Annotated in this window: 17 protein-coding genes; 4 read left to right on the top strand and 13 right to left on the bottom strand. The window is 71.5% G+C overall.

The annotated features are described in order from the left end of the window. Positions 1-21 precede the first annotated feature (21 nt). The 4 genes from ACIP6U_RS40545 to ACIP6U_RS40530 all read right to left on the bottom strand — a co-directional run bounded on the left by ACIP6U_RS40545 (position 22) and on the right by ACIP6U_RS40530 (position 2,908). Positions 22-282 carry a hypothetical protein gene (locus ACIP6U_RS40545; RefSeq protein ID WP_401727765.1) on the bottom strand — a complete coding sequence of 87 codons (261 nt, stop codon included), beginning with the start codon at positions 280-282 and terminating at the stop codon, positions 22-24. Positions 283-366: 84 nt separating this feature from the next. After that, complete coding sequence (locus tag ACIP6U_RS40540) at positions 367-1,023, bottom strand: hypothetical protein (RefSeq protein WP_401727764.1); 657 nt, start codon at positions 1,021-1,023, stop codon at positions 367-369. Then, positions 1,020-1,907: an ABC transporter ATP-binding protein gene (locus ACIP6U_RS40535; protein WP_401727763.1), complete on the bottom strand. Its 888-nt coding sequence runs from the start codon at positions 1,905-1,907 to the stop codon at positions 1,020-1,022. Before ACIP6U_RS40535 ends, ACIP6U_RS40540 begins: the two co-directional genes overlap by 4 nt. 32 nt (positions 1,908-1,939) lie before the next feature. Further along, complete coding sequence (locus tag ACIP6U_RS40530) at positions 1,940-2,908, bottom strand: LysR family transcriptional regulator (RefSeq protein WP_401727762.1); 969 nt, start codon at positions 2,906-2,908, stop codon at positions 1,940-1,942. 50 nt (positions 2,909-2,958) lie between these two features. Between ACIP6U_RS40530 and ACIP6U_RS40525 the strand changes: the two genes are divergently transcribed. Next, positions 2,959-3,348 (top strand): RidA family protein, encoded by a 390-nt coding sequence (locus ACIP6U_RS40525; protein WP_401727761.1) that lies wholly within the window; start codon positions 2,959-2,961, stop codon positions 3,346-3,348. A gap of 16 nt (positions 3,349-3,364) precedes the next feature. Here ACIP6U_RS40525 and ACIP6U_RS40520 read toward each other — a convergent pair whose 3' ends face one another. Next, positions 3,365-3,973, bottom strand: coding sequence for a TetR/AcrR family transcriptional regulator (locus tag ACIP6U_RS40520; RefSeq protein ID WP_401727760.1), 609 nt, complete (start codon positions 3,971-3,973; stop codon positions 3,365-3,367). 102 nt (positions 3,974-4,075) lie between these two features. Between ACIP6U_RS40520 and ACIP6U_RS40515 the strand changes: the two genes are divergently transcribed. Continuing rightward, positions 4,076-6,493, top strand: a complete 2,418-nt coding sequence (locus tag ACIP6U_RS40515) for a beta-glucosidase (RefSeq protein WP_401727759.1) — start codon at positions 4,076-4,078, stop codon at positions 6,491-6,493. A 94-nt stretch (positions 6,494-6,587) separates the two neighbouring features. Here the strand turns inward: ACIP6U_RS40515 and ACIP6U_RS40510 are convergent, their stop codons facing one another. Together ACIP6U_RS40510 and ACIP6U_RS40505 are read right to left on the bottom strand one after the other, a co-directional pair. Then, a complete protein-coding gene (locus ACIP6U_RS40510; RefSeq protein ID WP_401727758.1) occupies positions 6,588-7,571 on the bottom strand; it encodes an aldose epimerase family protein in 984 nt (327 codons plus the stop codon). 15 nt (positions 7,572-7,586) lie between these two features. Continuing rightward, positions 7,587-8,480: an SGNH/GDSL hydrolase family protein gene (locus ACIP6U_RS40505; RefSeq protein ID WP_401727757.1), complete on the bottom strand. Its 894-nt coding sequence runs from the start codon at positions 8,478-8,480 to the stop codon at positions 7,587-7,589. Between the two features lie 269 nt (positions 8,481-8,749). Here ACIP6U_RS40505 and ACIP6U_RS40500 point away from each other — a divergent pair, with 269 nt between their 5' ends. Then, positions 8,750-9,244 (top strand): DUF3145 domain-containing protein, encoded by a 495-nt coding sequence (locus tag ACIP6U_RS40500; RefSeq protein ID WP_401727756.1) that lies wholly within the window; start codon positions 8,750-8,752, stop codon positions 9,242-9,244. Positions 9,245-9,338: 94 nt separating this feature from the next. Here the strand turns inward: ACIP6U_RS40500 and ACIP6U_RS40495 are convergent, their stop codons facing one another. The 5 genes from ACIP6U_RS40495 to fasR form a co-directional block, all read right to left on the bottom strand. Then, positions 9,339-10,634: a beta-ketoacyl-[acyl-carrier-protein] synthase family protein gene (locus ACIP6U_RS40495; RefSeq protein WP_401727755.1), complete on the bottom strand. Its 1,296-nt coding sequence runs from the start codon at positions 10,632-10,634 to the stop codon at positions 9,339-9,341. Positions 10,635-10,718: 84 nt separating this feature from the next. Beyond that, positions 10,719-10,967, bottom strand: a complete 249-nt coding sequence (locus ACIP6U_RS40490) for an acyl carrier protein (protein ID WP_004001566.1) — start codon at positions 10,965-10,967, stop codon at positions 10,719-10,721. 82 nt (positions 10,968-11,049) lie between these two features. Beyond that, positions 11,050-12,051 (bottom strand): ketoacyl-ACP synthase III, encoded by a 1,002-nt coding sequence (locus ACIP6U_RS40485; RefSeq protein WP_401727754.1) that lies wholly within the window; start codon positions 12,049-12,051, stop codon positions 11,050-11,052. Positions 12,052-12,067: 16 nt separating this feature from the next. After that, a complete protein-coding gene (locus tag ACIP6U_RS40480; RefSeq protein WP_401727753.1) occupies positions 12,068-12,982 on the bottom strand; it encodes an ACP S-malonyltransferase in 915 nt (304 codons plus the stop codon). Between the two features lie 89 nt (positions 12,983-13,071). Then, the gene (gene fasR / locus ACIP6U_RS40475; protein WP_123999600.1) at positions 13,072-14,274 is read right to left on the bottom strand and encodes a fatty acid biosynthesis transcriptional regulator FasR; all 1,203 of its coding nucleotides are present in this window, start codon (positions 14,272-14,274) and stop codon (positions 13,072-13,074) included. A gap of 61 nt (positions 14,275-14,335) precedes the next feature. Between fasR and ACIP6U_RS40470 the strand changes: the two genes are divergently transcribed. Beyond that, positions 14,336-15,001 (top strand): pirin family protein, encoded by a 666-nt coding sequence (locus ACIP6U_RS40470; RefSeq protein WP_401727859.1) that lies wholly within the window; start codon positions 14,336-14,338, stop codon positions 14,999-15,001. Positions 15,002-15,027: 26 nt separating this feature from the next. On the opposite strand, the gene ACIP6U_RS40465 is transcribed toward ACIP6U_RS40470, so the two are convergent. Further along, positions 15,028-15,846, bottom strand: a complete 819-nt coding sequence (locus ACIP6U_RS40465; protein WP_401727752.1) for a serine hydrolase domain-containing protein — start codon at positions 15,844-15,846, stop codon at positions 15,028-15,030. Positions 15,847-15,850 lie beyond the last annotated feature (4 nt).

Raw genomic sequence — 15,850 nt, 5'->3', positions numbered from 1 at the left:
CAGGTCAGGCGGTCGGACGGATCACGTGGGCATCATCAGCAGCACGAGGACGAGCAACGGCACCGTCTGGAACACCGCCGCCCCGCGCAGCCGCCCCACCCACAGCGCCACCCCGACGGCCACCACCACCCCGCAGGCCACGCCCAGTTCGGCCAACGGCGGCTCGTACGCCTCCTCGTCCCAACTCGCCGCCCACCCGGTCATCCCGGCCGCCAGCCACCCGTATCCCACGAGAAGGGCATTGAGAGGCAGAAGCGCGAGCGCCGCCACGAAGTTCCGCATGGGGACCATCGTCGCGACGGGGGAGGGGCAGCGCCTGAGTAGCCGTACCTAAAGACTGTCCCGCTCTCACCGACTCGCGGCGGCTCAGCTTCTTCTGACGCTGATCGCCTGCGTGGTCGCCACCGCGACCGTCAGGACTCCCGTGGAGATCGTGAGCAGGACGGCGGTGGAGCCGAGGAGATGCGTGGCGGCGGAGGCGTTCTGGAGGTCGGCGAGCAGGGCGTTGACCGGGGAGACTCCCTTGGCCAGCAGCGCGGCCAGCAGCAGGATCAGGGCCAGCAGGAGCGCGTAGCCCTGGCGGCGGAAGATCAGTCGGGAGCAGACCACGCCGATCGCTATCCCCGTGACGGCGCAGGTGAGTTGGGCCTCGGTGCCCAGGACCGCGTCGGCGAAGGTGAAGGTGTGCGAGCCGAACGCCAGCGGCAGGACGAGGCCGGCCGCCGTCAGGGGCAGGCACCACAGGACGGCCGTGCCGACCGAAGCGAGCAGCACCCGCAGGTGGCTGCCCGCCGTGACCACGACGACCGAGCGGTGCGTCCGGTCCTCCAGCCCGATCAGCGCCATGGTGAGCCAGACGGAGCAGACCAGCATGGCGCCGGCCGCCGAGCCGTAGGTCGCGGCGAGCGGACCCGAGTCACTGCTGGTCAGCACCGCGAGCAAGCCGACGAACAGCAGGAGCGGCGCGAGATAGCGCTGCGAGAGCAGCATCATCGTGAACATGTAGCGCACGAGGGCGATCACCGGGCAGACCTCCTCGCGCCCGCGCGGGAGGCATGGTCGACCCCAGGCGCAGGCTCGGTGAGACTCTCCACCGACCAGCGATGTCGCAGCACCGTCAGGAGCACGGCGTCCGAGTGCTCCCGCCCGACGCGCAGGACGATCACGCCGTCCCGGCGCGCGACCTCCGTCACGCCGGGCAGGGTGGACCAGTTCACCTCGCGGGGCGGGGCGCCGGTGAGCGGCGCGGTCAACGTCAGTTCGACCTTCGTGCTCCGCTTGGCCGAGTGCTCTGCGCCGCGCGCACTCACGCGCCCGCCGGTGAGGGCGTGGACGCCGGTCGCATGTGTCTCGGTGATCGCCTCGCGGTGGTCCGTGAAGACCACCGCCCCGCCGCCGGCGGCGACTTCCTCGATGAACTCCGCCAACACCCCGTGTGCCGACGCGTCCAGGCCCGACCACGGCTCGTCGAGGACCAGCAGATCGGGCTCGACGAGCAGTGCCTGGGCGAGCGCAACTTTCTGGGCGTTGCCCTTGGACAGGGTGCGCAGCGACGCGTCCCGGCCGCCCACCAGGGCCAGTCGGTCGAGCAGCCGGTCCGCCCGGCTCCGGGCCGCCGCGCCGGACAGGCCCCGGATGCGTCCCATGTGCGTGAGGTAGGAGAGCGCGGAGACCCGCTCGTGGGCGGTGAAGCGGTCCGGTACGTAGCCGATGTGCCGAGGCCGGCCCGTCACCTGTCCGGACGTGGGCCGGGACAGTCCCACGAGGATTCTCAACAGGGTCGACTTTCCTGAGCCGTTGCCGCCCACGATTGCGAGGACGTCACCGCCCGAGACCTCCATGTCCACGTCCTGGAGGATCCAACTCCCTCTGCCGTAGCGCTTGCTGACGGATTCGCAACGTAACAAGTCGACTCCTCGGTGCGATCTGCGCGTTCACGCTACGACACCCACCCCGGCACCCGCCCCGCCCCCTCCCGCAGCACCCCCACGAACGCCTCCACCGCCGCCGCCGGTGTCCGTCCCCGTGCCGTCGCCGCGTAGACCGCCCGCGCCGGGGCGCCCTCGTCGAGCACCCGTAGCAGCGTGATGTCCGGGCGTACGGACCCGGCGGCGAGGGCCGGGACCAGGGCGACGCCGAGGCCGGCGGCGACGTAGCCCTGTTTGGCGGTCCACTCGGCTACGACGTGCGCCACGCGGGGGCGGAAGTCCTGGCGCAGGGCCGCGTCCAGGAGGGTGCCCTCGGGGCGGGGGCTGCCGGAGATCCAGTCGGCGTCGGCGAAGCGGCCGAGGGGGATCGGGGAGGTGGAGTTCGACAGGGGGTGGTCGGCGGGGACGGCTACGTACAGGGACTCGTCGAGGAGGTGGTGCAGTTCGTACGGGTCCAGCGGGGCGCCGGCCGTCGTCGAGACGACCGCCAGGTCGAGGTGGCCGGTGGTCAGGCGGTCCAGGAGCCTGGGGGTGAGGCCCTCCTCGCGGGAGACGTGCACGCCGGGGTGCCGGGCGCGGAACGCGGCCAGGGCGTGCGGCACCAGCTCCGCGTCCGCCGTCGGGAACGCCCCGAACCGCAGCCGCCCGCCCGCCACTTCGCGCAGGTCGGTCAACTCGCGGGCCACGCCGTACAGGATCTCCGCGACGGACTCCGCGTGCGGCACGAGGACCCGGCCGGCCTCCGTGAGCCGCACCCCGCGCGGCAGCCGGTCGAAGAGCGGTGCGCCGCCCAACGCCCCTTCCAGCGCGGAGATTTGGCGGGACACGGCCGACTGGGTCCAGCCGAGCGCCCGCGCGGCCACCGTGAACGAACCGTGCCGGGCGACTTCCAGGAAGACGCGCAGCCAGACCGTCGAGACGTCCGGTGCGGTCGGGGCCTTCCGCGAAGTCGCGCGATGCTGATTCGGCATGCCAGGCATGCTAGACACTCGCTTGTCGCATCGTGACGGCCGCGCCTAGCGTCGACGGCATGCGTATCACTCTGGACAGTCCGCCCACCGCGCCCCAGCCCGCGAGCCCCTACTACTCCCAGGTCGCCCGCGTCGAACACCCCGACGGCAGCGCCCTGTTGTTCGTCTCGGGGCAGATCGCCGAGGGGCACACCATGGCCGAGCAGACGCGCGGGATCTTCGAGGCGCTGGAGGCTCTGCTGCGGGCCCACGGAGCGACCCTGGACCACGTCATCAACATCCGCTCGTACCTGACCGACATCGACAAGCTGCCCGAATACGGCGCCGTGCGACGGGAGTTCCTCACCGGGACTCCGCCGACGAGCATGACCTTCGAGGCCTCGCGGCTGTTCCGGCCGGAGGCGCTGATCGAGATCGAGGTCGTGGCGGCGGTGCCCGCGCCGCACTGATCACGGTCCGGCCGGCTCAGGCCTCCCTGCGCCTTTCCCCGCCTGATTCCTCGCCTGTTTCCTCGCCCAGCAGCGCGAGAAAGTCCCGGAAGGCTCCGGGCATGTCCACCGACTCCGGGTCCAGCAGCCACTGGTACTGGAGCCCGTCCATCACCGCGACCAGCAGCGGAGCGCCCCGCTCGGGCGTGAGGCCGTTCGGGAGACGGTCGCCGTACTCGGCGCGCAGCACCGCCGCCATGTTCGCCCGCACCCGCGTGTACCGCTCGGTGAAGTACTCCCGCGCCGGATGCCCCTCCGTCACGCTCTCGCCGAGCAGCGCCGAGAAGGTCTGGATGATCGCCGGGCGCATGGCGTTGTACTCGACGAGGGCGGCGAGCAGATCCACCCGCCAGGCGGTGTCCGGCATCGCGTCCCACCGGTCCCGTTCCTTCAGGACGGCCACCAGCAGCGCCTCCTTCGTCGGGAAGTGGTGCAGCAGCCCCTGCTGGGTCAGCCCGACCCGCTCGGCCACCGCCGCGAGGCTCGCCCCCCGATAGCCGCGCTCGGCGATCACCTCAAGGGCGGCCCGGACGATCTCCGCCCGCCGCTCCTCGCTCCTGGCCCTCATGCCGTCACGGTACGGCACGCGGCCCACAAAAAATAACTGGCAGGTAACGAAACCTACCGCTCTACAGGCAATCGAGGCAGGATGAGGAGAACCGAAGGCACTCAATGAGGAGGCACTCCCATGGGGGGAACGGAATCAGCCGTCGAGGCCGCGCTCGGCAAGCTGGACCTGGACGCCAAGGCCCATCTCCTGGCCGGCCAGGACACCTGGTCCCTGCCCGCGCTGCCGGAGATCGGCCTGCGGTCCCTCGTCATGTCCGACGGCCCGATCGGCGTCCGGGGTGTGCGCTGGAGCGCCGACGACCCGTCCGTCGCCCTGCCCTCCCCGACCGCCCTCGCGGCCACCTGGGACCCGGAGCTGGCCCGCCGGGCCGGCACGCTGCTCGCCCAGGAGGCCCGCCGAAAGGGCGTCCACGTGCTCCTCGCGCCCACGGTCAACCTGCACCGGTCCCCGCTCGGCGGACGGCACTTCGAGGCGTACAGCGAGGACCCGTACCTGACGGGGCGGATCGGCGCCGCGTACGTCGGCGGCGTACAGGCGGGCGGTGTCGGCACCACCGTCAAGCACTTCGTCGCCAACGACGCCGAGACCGACCGCTTCACCGTCGACAACCTCGTCTCCGAACGCGCCCTGCGCGAGCTGTACTTGGCCCCCTTCGAGCACATCGTCGAGAACGCCCACCCGTGGGGCATCATGACCGCCTACAACACGGTCAACGGCACGACGATGACCGAGCACCGGTATCTGGTGAACGAAGTCCTGCGCGGCGAATGGGGCTTCGACGGCTACAACGTCTCCGACTGGAGCGCCGCCCGCCACACGGTCGCGGCCGTCGAGGGCGGTCTGGACGTCGCCATGCCGGGCCCGCGGACCGTGTACGGCGAGGCTCTGGCGAAGGCCGTGCGGAACGGCGAGGTCGAGGAGGCCACCGTCGACGAGGCCGTGCGCCGCGTCCTGCGGCTCGCCGCCCGCGTCGGCATTCTGGAGGGCGCCGAGCCCGCCGTCACCGACCTGCCCGAGACCGTCGACGGCGAGGCGCTGGCCCGCGAGATCGCCCGCCGCTCCTTCGTCCTCGTCCGCAACGAGCGGGGCGCCCTCCCGCTGCGGGCGAACGGCACGGTCGCCCTCATCGGCGCCGCCGCCCGCGACGCCCGCGTCCTCGGCGGCGGCTCCGCCACCGTCTTCCCCTCGCACGTCGTCTCCCCTCTCGACGGCCTCACCGCGGCCCTCGCCGACGGCACCCTCACCTACTCCGTCGGCGCCGACCCCGCCACCGAACTCGCCGTCGCCGACAAGGGGTTCGAGCTGACCACGATCTGCCGCGACGCGGCCGGCGAGGTCATCGGCACCCGTTCCGTGCCCAACGGGCACATCCAGTGGATGGGTTCGGACCTCCCGGTGGGCGTCACCCACGAGAACCTCCGCACCGTCGAGTTGACCGGCACCTTCACCCCGCGCGACAGCGGCCCGCACACCTTCGGCATCAAGGGCATGGGCCCCTTCACCCTCACCGTCGCCGGCACCACGTACTACGACGACGTCCAGCGCCCCGCCGACGACTCCGACCCCTTCGAGGCCATCTTCGGCGCCCCGGTGCCCCGCGCCCAGGCCGAACTCGTCGCCGGCGAACCGGTGGAGATCTCCCTCACCCACGTCTTCTCGCTCCCCGAGGGCGTCCCCTTCAAGGTCGTCGCCTTCGCCCTCGCCCACCAGGAACCGCAGCGCGACGAGGACGAACTGATCGCCGAGGCCGTCGAGTCGGCCCGCGCCGCCGACACCGCGGTCGTCGTGGTCGCCACCACCGAGCGCGTCGAGTCGGAGGGCTTCGACCGCAAGGACCTCCGACTCCCCGGCCGCCAGGACGACTTGGTCCGCGCCGTCGCCGCCGTCAACCCGAACACGGTCGTGGTCGTCAACTCCGGCTCCCCGGTCGAACTGCCCTGGCGCGAGGACGTGTCCGCCGTCCTGCTCAGCTGGTTCCCCGGCCAGGAGGGCGGCGCGGCCCTCGCCGACGTCCTCACCGGCGCGCACGAGCCGGGCGGCCGGCTGCCCACCACCTGGGGCGCCCTGGCCGACGCCCCGGTCACCCAGGTGACCCCCGTCGACGGTGAACTCCCGTACACCGAGGGCGTCTTCATCGGCTACCGCGCCTGGGAGAAGGAGGGCCGCACCCCCTCGTACCCCTTCGGTCACGGCCTCGGCTACACCGACTGGACCTATCAGTCCGTCGACGTGGACGGCACGACCGCCAGGATCCGCGTCCGCAACTCCGGCGCGCGCCCCGGCCGCGAGATCGTCCAGCTCTACCTCGCCCCCGCCCGGCCCACCGCCGACCGCCCCGGCCGCTGGCTGGCCGGATTCGCGAGCGTGGAGGCCGGTCCGGGCGAGACCGCCGAGGCCGTCATCGAACTCCCGCGCCGCGCCTTCGAGATCTGGGACGAGACGGCCAACGGCTGGTCGTTTGTGAAGGGTTCGTACGAGATCCAGGTCGGCCGCTCGATCACCGACCGCAGGATCACCGCGACGATTAACGTCTGAGGCGGGACGAGCCTCCCCACGAACTGCCCCGGTCCGGGACCTGACCCCTGGACCGGGGCGAAGTGGTGTTCGGGCACGTGGTGTTCGGGCACCGTCAGCGGGTCGCGAACCCGTACACCGTCTCCGACCGGTACACCTCGCCCGGCCGCAGCACCGTGCTCGGGAAGTCGGGCCGGTTGGGGGAGTCGGGGAAGTGCTGGGTCTCCAGGGCGACGGCGTCGCCGGGAGAGAAGGGCTCGGGCAGGTGCTCCCCGGTGTACAGCTGGAGACCGGGTTCGGTGGTCGAGACGGTCAGCACGCGCCCGGACGCCGGGTCGTACAGCTCACCGACCTCGCGAGGAGCGGACGTCACCCCGCCGTCCAGCACGAAGTTGTGGTCGTAGCCCGCCCCGACCTTCCGCGTCTCCCGGAAGTCGAACCGCGTGCCCGCGACCCCCTCCAGCACGCCGGTCGGGATCAGATCGGCGTCGACGGGGGTGTACTGGGAGGCGGCGAGCCGCAGTTCGTGACCGCCCGCGTTGCCGCCACCGGCCAGGTTCCAGTACGAGTGGTTCGTCAGGTTCACCACGGTCGGCGCGTCCGTGACCGCCTCGTACGCGATGCGCAGCGCGCCGGAGTCGTCGAGCGTGCAGGTCGCCGAGACCTCCAGCCGGCCCGGAAACCCCTCCTCACCGTGCGGACTGACGCGGCTCAGCCGCACCCCGTGCCCCTCGTCCGCGGCCACCGGCGTCATCTCCCACACGCGCTTGTCGAAGCCGCGCTCGCCGCCGTGCAGGGAGTTGGGCGAGGTGTTCTGCGCGAGCGCGTACGTCACGCCGTCCAACGGGAAGCGGCCGCCCGCGATCCGGTTGGCGTACCGGCCGACCAGGGCGCCGAGATACGGGTCCGGATGCGTGAGATAGCCGTCCAGGTCGGCGAACCCGAGCACCACGTTCCCGGTCCGCCCCTCCCGGTCCGGGATCTCGACGGACTGCACGATCCCGCCGTACGAGAGGATCCGCACCCGGACGCCGGACCGCTCCAGGGTCCAGCGGTGCACCGGGGTGCCGTCGAAAAGTGTGCCGAACTGTTCGCTCATGGGCGGAACCCTAAGTCACGCCCCTTTGGCGACGACGGCACGGTAGGCCATCTCCGCCAGTCGGGCCTGCCCGTTCACACTCGGGTGGAACCAGTCCCAGTGGCTCAACTGGTCGGTGCCGAACCGGTAGTCGTAGACCGCGCCGCCGTCGAACCGGCACCGCTCGTCCTTGGCGCAGACCTCCTTGAGGACCTTGTTGTAGTCCTCGACCCGCTGCTGCACGGTGTCCCGGCGCAGGGTCGCCGCCGAGTCCAGCGCGTCCGCGTCGGCCAGCATCGAGGGGCAGATGCCGAGCTTCCACACCTGCTTGCCCATGGCGTTGGTGCGCCCCTGGGACCACAGCCGCTTCAGGTTCGGCACGCTCGCCACATACACCTGTGTCCTCGGCAGTCGCGTGCGCAGGGTGCCGAGGGCGTCCTCGAACTCGGTGCGGAAGTCGGCCACCGAGGTCATCGCCGAGGTCGAGGCGCGGCAGGCGTCGTTCGCGCCCGCCATCACCGTCACCAACTGCGGCTTCTTCACGGCCGCCTGCGTGATCTGCGCGGACAGGTCGGCCATCCGGGCCCCGGTCACCGCGTAGTTCCAACTGTGCTCGGCGGCCCTCGCCCGCCCCAGCAGCCGTACGGCGAGACTGTCCACCTGCTCGCTGTCGCCCGTCGCCCACGACACCTCCGGGCAGTCCGCCAGCACCGAACAGGCGTCGAAGCCACGTGTGATGGAGTCGCCCACGGCGGCGACGGAGCCCGGACTCACGTCCCAGGCCGAGGTCGGCGACGGCTTCGCCTTCTGCGCCTCGGTGCCGTCCGGCGCCGGGGAATTGCCACCGGCGGCGTCGCAGCCCGCGACCCCCAGGACGGTCGCCGTCACGGCGGCCAGCACGGTCCGGGAGCGGTGGCCGGTCTTCCGCATCGGCGATGATCCCCTCGGTCGGCGCACACCGGCAGACATCAACCGGTCTCCGTACATAACAACGCGCGAGAGTTCCCGATCCACGCGGCGTGCAACGGTTCACGCCGTACAGGCGTCCTGCCGGGTGAATGGCAGGCGTTTGTGGGCATCAGGACGGACGGTACGTCACACTCCTTGCGCCGCCGCACGGTAGCCTCGCCATCAACGTGGCCCGCCCGCCACAACCGCCCGCCAGTCAGCAAGATGTCCCGCTCAGCCCGGAGGTCCCGGTGACGACACGTGGAGTTCTGTACGTGCACTCCGCGCCGCGCGCGCTGTGCCCACACGTCGAATGGGCCGTAGCCGGCGTGCTCGGCACCCGAGTCAACCTCGACTGGATCCGGCAACCGGCCGCACCCGGCACCTGGCGCTCGGAGTTCTCCTGGCAGGGCCAGCCCGGCACCGCGTCCAAACTCGCCTCGGCGCTGCGCGGCTGGCACCTGCTGCGCTTCGAGGTCACCGCCGAGCCCACCGCCACCGCCGAGGGCGAGCGCTACAGCTGCACCCCCGAACTCGGCATCTTCCACGCCGTCACCGGCATCCACGGCGACATCCTCATCCCGGAGGACCGCCTGCGCGCGGCCCTGATCCGCTCCCAACAGGGCGAGACGGACCTGGAGGCGGAGATCGCCAAACTCCTGGGCAAGCCGTGGGACGACGAGCTGGAGCCCTTCAGGTATGCCGGTGAGGGCGCGCCGGTGCGCTGGCTGCACCAGGTGGTGTGAGTTCGGCGGACGCCGATTCCTCCCGCACGCCGAAGGGCCCCCACCGACCGGTGGGGGCCCTTCAGTTACGTACGAGAGTGCGTACGGGCGATTCTCAGACCGTCCGGAACGCCAGCACCACGTTGTGCCCACCGAACCCGAACGAGTCGTTCAGGGCAGCGATACGGCCTTCGACCGGCAGCTTGCGAGCCTCCCCGCGGACGACGTCCGCGTTGGCCTCCGCCTCCGGGTCGAGGTTGTCGACGTTGATCGTCGGCGGCGCGAGCCGGTTGTACAGCGCCAGCACGGTCGCGACCGTCTCGACACCGCCGGCCCCGCCGAGCAGGTGACCGGTCATCGACTTGGTCGCGGAGACCGCCATGTGGTCCGCGTCGTCGCCGAACACCTTGCGCAGCGCCTTCAGTTCGGCCACGTCACCGGCCGGCGTCGAGGTCGCGTGCGCGTTCACGTGCACGATCTCCGCCGGGTCCAGGTCGGTGTTGTCGAGCAGGTTCTGCAGGGCGTGCGAGATGCCACGCCCCTCCGGCTCGGGCTGCACGATGTCGTGGCCGTCGGCGGAGATGCCCTGCCCGACCGCCTCGGCGTACACGCGGGCCCCACGCTTGGCGGCGTGCTCGGCGGACTCCAGGACGATCACGCCGGCGCCCTCGCCGAGGACGAAGCCGTCCCGGGCGGTGTCGTAGGGACGCGAGGCGCCCTGCGGGTCGTCGTTGTTCTTGGACATCGCCATCATGTTGCCGAACGCGGCGATGGGCAGCGGGTGGATGGCCGCCTCCGTGCCACCCGCGACGACGACGTCGGCGCGGCCGGTGCGGATCATCTCGATGCCGTAGCCGATGGCCTCGGCGCCCGAGGCGCACGCGGAGACCGGCGTGTGCACGCCCGCGCGGGCGCCCACGAGCAGACCCACGTTGGCGGACGGGCCGTTCGGCATCAGCATGGGAACGGTGTGCGGGGAGACGCGGCGGACGCCCTTCTCCTTCAGCACGTCGTACTGGTCGAGCAGGGTGGTCACACCGCCGATCCCGGAGGCGATGACGGTGCCGAGACGGTCGGGGTCGACCGCGGCGCCCGACGCGGAAGCGTCTGATGTCTCAGTACCGGCCTTGTCGGTGAAACCGGCGTCGGCCCACGCCTCCTTGGCCGCGATCAGCGCGAACTGTGCCGAGCGGTCCAGTCGGCGGGCCTGCGGACGCGGGATGACCTCGGAGGGGTCCACGGCGGCCGGCGCGGCGATACGGACCGCCTGTTCGGCGGCCCACTCCTGCTCCAGGGGCTTCACGCCGGAACGTCCGGCGACCAGTCCCTCCCAGGTCGAGGCTGCGTCGCCACCCAGCGGTGTGGTTGCGCCGATACCGGTGACGACCACGGTGCGATTGGTCGGGCTCACGGGAATTCTTTCTCCAACGATTACGAGGATTCAGCGGCGCCACCGCCGGGTGGCGGGGCCATGCAGTCGGGGCTAGGAGGTGACTCAGCCCTGGTGCTTGAGGATGTAGTCGGTCGCGTCGCCGACCGTCTTGAGGTTCTTGACGTCCTCGTCCGGGATCTTGACGTCGAAGCGCTCTTCGGCGGCGACGACGACCTCGACCATGGACAGCGAGTCGACGTCCAGGTCGTCGGTGAAGGACTTGTCCAGCTGGACGTCCTCAACCGGGATGCCGGCGATCTCGTTCACGATGTCGGCGAGACCGGCGACGATCTCTTCTTGAGTGGCGGCCATGTCAGGCGCTCCTTCTTTGTGATCCAGAGGGTTTGGCGGTGGTGCCGTGCCGGAACCTTGGTGAAGATCCGGCACGCAGTGCCTAGGGGAGGGTAACGACCGTCGCGGCGTACACGAGACCCGCCCCGAAGCCGATGACGAGCGCGGTGTCGCCGCTCTTCGCCTCACCGGTCGCCAGAAGCCGCTCCATCGCGAGCGGAATCGAGGCGGCCGAGGTGTTGCCGGTGGTGCGTACGTCACGCGCGACCGTGACGTGCTCCGGCAGTTTCAGTGTCTTCACCATCGAGTCGATGATCCGCTCGTTGGCCTGGTGGGGAATGAAGACGTCCAGGTCGTCCGCGGTGATTCCGGCCGCGTCCAGCGCCTGCTGGGCGACCTTCGCCATCTCGAACACGGCCCAGCGGAACACCGCCTGGCCCTCCTGCGTGATCGCAGGGAACTTGTCGACCGTGCCGTCGCGGTAGTCCGTCCACGGCACCGTCTGCTTGATGGTCTCGGACTTGTCGCCCTCCGAGCCCCACACGGTCGGACCGATGTGCGGTTCCTTGGCAGGGCCGACCACGACCGCGCCCGCGCCGTCACCGAACAGGAAGGCCGTCGCGCGGTCCGCCAGGTCGGTCAGGTCGGACAGCCGCTCGACACCGATGACGAGCACGTACTCCGCGCTGCCCTCGACGACCATGCCCTTGGCGAGCGTGAGGCCGTAGCCGAAGCCGGCGCAGCCCGCCGAGATGTCGAACGCGGCGGCCTTGTTCGTGCCCAGCTTGTCGGCGATCTCCGTCGCCACGGCCGGGGTCTGCTTGAAGTGCGAGACCGTCGACACGATCACGCCACCGATCTGCTCGGCGGTGATCCCCGCGTCGGCGATCGCCTTGCCGGACGCCTCGATGGACATCGCGGCGACGGTCTCCTCGGCGTTCGCCCAGTGCCTGGTCTCGATGCCCGAGCGCGAACGGATCCACTCGTCGGAGGAGTCGATCGTCTCCAGGATCACCTCGTTCGGCACGACCCGGGTCGGCCGGTAGCCGCCGACGCCCAGGATGCGCGCGTACGGGGCGCCCTTGCTGGGCTTGATCTTCGACATTGCTCCGGGCTCCTTTTCAGGCGCTGTGCTCGGCGATGAGCTCGCGAGCAGCGTCGAGGTCGTCGGGGGTCTTGAGGGCCAGCGTCTTCACGCCGGGCAGCGCGCGCTTGGCGAGGCCGGTCAGGGTGCCGCCGGGGCACACCTCGACCAGGGCCGTTACGCCGAGCTCCTTGAAGGTCTCCATGCACAGGTCCCAGCGGACCGGGTTGGCGACCTGGCCGACCAGCCGCTGAAGGATCTCGGCGCCGGTGGCGACCGTACGACCGTCCTTGTTGGAGACGTACGGGAGCTTCGGGTCGCCCGGCGCGAGGTCGGCGGCGGCCTTGGCCAGCGCGTCGACGGCCGGGGCCATGTGGTGGGTGTGGAAGGCGCCGGCGACCTTGAGCGGGACGACCTTGCGGACGCCCTCGGGCTTGTCCTCGGCCAGCGCGGCGAGCTGCTCCAGCGTGCCGGCCGCGACGATCTGGCCCGCGCCGTTCACGTTCGCCGGGGTCAGACCCAGCTTCTCCAGGTGCGCGACGGAGACGTCGGGGTCGCCGCCGAGCAGCGCCGACATACCGGTCTCGGTGATCGCGGCGGCCTCGGCCATGGCCAGGCCCCGCTTGCGTACGAGGGTGAGGGCGGCCGAGTCGTCCAGGACGCCCGCGAAGGCGGCCGCGGTGATCTCGCCGACGGAGTGGCCCGCGACCGCGCCCGGGGTGATGTCGCCCAGGGCGGTGGCGGACAGCAGCCCGGCGGCGACCAGCAGCGGCTGGGCGACGGCGGTGTCACGGATCGCGTCCGCGTCGGCCTGCGTGCCGTAGTGGGCGAGGTCCAGGCCGATGGCGTCCGACCACGCGGCGACGCGGTCGGCGGCACCGGGGAGGTCGAGCCAGGGAGTCAGGAAGCCGGGCGTCTGAGCGCCCTGGCCGGGAGCGACGAGTACGAGCACTCTCACACTCTCTCTTGTGGACGGCCACGACCGCCCGTGGGGACAGGGACGAAGAACACGAGGCGGTTTTGTGGAGCCCCGACAAAAGGCTAGGTCTGGGGATCTCCATCGGCCAGACGCCCCAGGATCAGCGCGATCCGCAGCGTGAACGCCGACCGTACATCCGATGGCGACCAGCCGGTGACGTCAGTCACACGTCGAAGCCGGTAGCGCACGGTGTTCGGGTGCACGAAGAGCATCCGGGCGGCGCCTTCGAGACTGCTCGCCTGTTCGAGATAGACGGAGAGCGTCTCCAGCAGCGCCGACCCGGCTTCCTCCAGCGGTCTGTAGATCTCCTCCACCAACTGCTCCCGCGCGCCGGGATCACCGGCCATCGCGCGTTCCGGCAGCAGATCGTCCGCGAGCACCGGCCGCGGGGCGTCCTGCCAGGCGGAACACGCCTTGAGTCCGGCGGCGGCGGCCTGCGCGGACCGGGTCCCGGCGAGCAGGTCGGGCACGACGGGCCCGGCCACCACGGGACCCGCGGCGAAGGGCCCGATCAGCGACTTGGCGACGGCGATCGGGTTGTCGCTGCCGCCGGCGATCACCACGAGCCGGTCGCCGAGCACGCCGGTGAGCACCTGGAGCTTGGCGTGGCGGGCGGCCCGCCGGATGGCCTCGACGGTCAGCTCGGAGTCCCCGTCGGGCGCGGTCCCGAGGACGACGCAGACATGTTCGGGCGCGTTCCACCCGAGGGCGGCGGCGCGGCTGACGGCGCCCTCGTCGGCCTCCCCGCTCAGCACCGCGTTGACCACGAGCGACTCCAGGCGCGCGTCCCAGGCACCGCGTGCCTCGGCGGCCTGGGCGTACACCTGGGCGGTGGCGAAGGCGATCTCCCGGGCGTACACCAGCAGCGCCTCGCGCAGCACGCTCTCGTCGCCGGGGGCCGCGACCTCGTCGATCGCGGACTCCATGACCTCGATGGTGGTCCGCACCATCTCGACCGTCTGCCGCAGCGTGATCGCCCGGGTCAGCTCACGGGGCGCGGTGCCGAACACGTCGGTGGAGATCGCCTGCGGGGCGTCGGGGCGCCGGAACCACTCGGTGAACGCGGCGATACCCGCCTGGGCGACCAGACCGATCCAGGAACGGTTCTCCGGGGGCATCGCCCGGTACCACGGCAGCGTCTCGTCCATCCGCGCGATGGCCTGCGCGGCGAGACTTCCGGACGACTTCTCCAGTCGCCTCAGGGTCGCGGAGTGCGAATGGACGGGCACCGGGGCGCCGGGCTTGCTGGCTTCGGGTTCGGGCACGGGGACAAGACTGCCTTATCGGGACGGGGGTGTGGGGGGTCGGGGCTACCGTGGGGGTGTGATGGATGTGCGGCGCGCTGCTGAGCGCTATCCAGGCGGGGAGCCGGCGGCCGGCATCGAGTCCTGGCACGCGTTCTCCTTCGGGCCGCACTACGAGCCCGACAACCTTCGGTTCGGGGCCGTGATCGCCTGCAACGAGGAGCGGCTCGCTCCCGGTGCCGGGTTCGACGAGCACCCGCACAGCCATACCGAGATCGTGACGTGGGTGGTGGAGGGGGAACTCACCCATCGGGACTCCGCCGGGCACGAGACCGTCGTCAGGGCCGGGGACGTGCAGCGGCTCAGCTCCGGGGCGGGGGTACGGCATGTCGAGCGCAATGTCGGGCCCATGCCTCTTGTCTTCGTCCAGATGTGGCTCGCCCCGCTGGAGCCCGGTGGCGAACCCGCCTACGAGATCGTCCACGGCATCGCCGACTCCACGCCGTACGCCGTTCCGGAGGCGGGCGCGATGCTGCATGTGCGGCGACTGGGCGCGGGGGAGCGGACGGCCGTGCCGGACGGGGCGTACGTGTACGTGCATGTCGTGCGCGGTGAAGTCCGGCTGGACGGCGAGGAGTTGGCGGCGGGTGACGCGGCCCGCATCACCGACGCCAAGGGGGTCGAGGCGGTGGGGGTGACGCCCGTCGAGCTGCTGGTGTGGGAGATGGCGGGCCGGGATCAGAACTAGGGCCGACGTCGGAATCGAGCCCAGGGCTAAGGGAGTTCCGCCAGCACCGCGTCCGTGAACGCCGGCCACACCTCGACCGCCCACGGTCCGAACGCCCGGTCCGTCAGGGCCACGCAGGCCGCGCCCGCGTCCGGGTCGAGCCACAGGAACGTACCCGCCTGGCCGAAGTGGCCGAAGGTGCGCGGGGAGGACGAACCGCCCGTCCAGTGCGGGGACTTGGAGTCGCGGATCTCGAAGCCGAGGCCCCAGTCGTTGGGGTTCTGGTGGCCGTAGCCCGGCAGGACGCCCTTGGTGCCCGGGTACTGGACCGTCATCGCCTCGGCGACCGTGCGCGGGTCGAGCAGGCGCGGTGCCTGGACCTCGGCGGCGAACCGGAGCAGGTCGTCCACCGTCGAGACGCCGTCCTTCGCGGGGGAGCCGTCGAGGGAGGTGGCGGTCATGCCGAGCGGTTCGAGGACCGCCTGGTGCAGGTAGTCGGCGAAGGGGATCTCCGTCGCCGTGGCGATGTGCTCGCCGAGCTGCTCGAAACCGGCGTTGGAGTACAGCCGCCGCTCACCGGGCGGAGCCGTCACGCGGTGCTCGTCGAAGGCGAGGCCCGAGGTGTGCGCGAGCAGATGCCGCACCGTCGACCCGGGCGGCCCGGCCGGCTCGTCGAGGTCGATCGCCCCCTCCTCGTACGCGACGAGGGCGGCGTACGCCGCGAGCGGCTTGGTGACCGAGGCCAGCGGGAAGCGGTGGTCCGCCGGGCCGTGCGTGCCCAGGAGCGTGCCGTCCGCGCGCACGGCGCCCGCCGCGGCGGTGGGCACCGGCCAGTTCTCGATCAGCGCGAGGCTCTTCAGCGACATGCCG

Source organism: Streptomyces sp. NPDC088794 (assembly GCF_044750545.1).
GTDB lineage: Bacteria > Actinomycetota > Actinomycetes > Streptomycetales > Streptomycetaceae > Streptomyces.
Note: the sequence above shows the minus strand (reverse complement) of the source record. Positions and strands in the feature narration are given on the sequence as shown.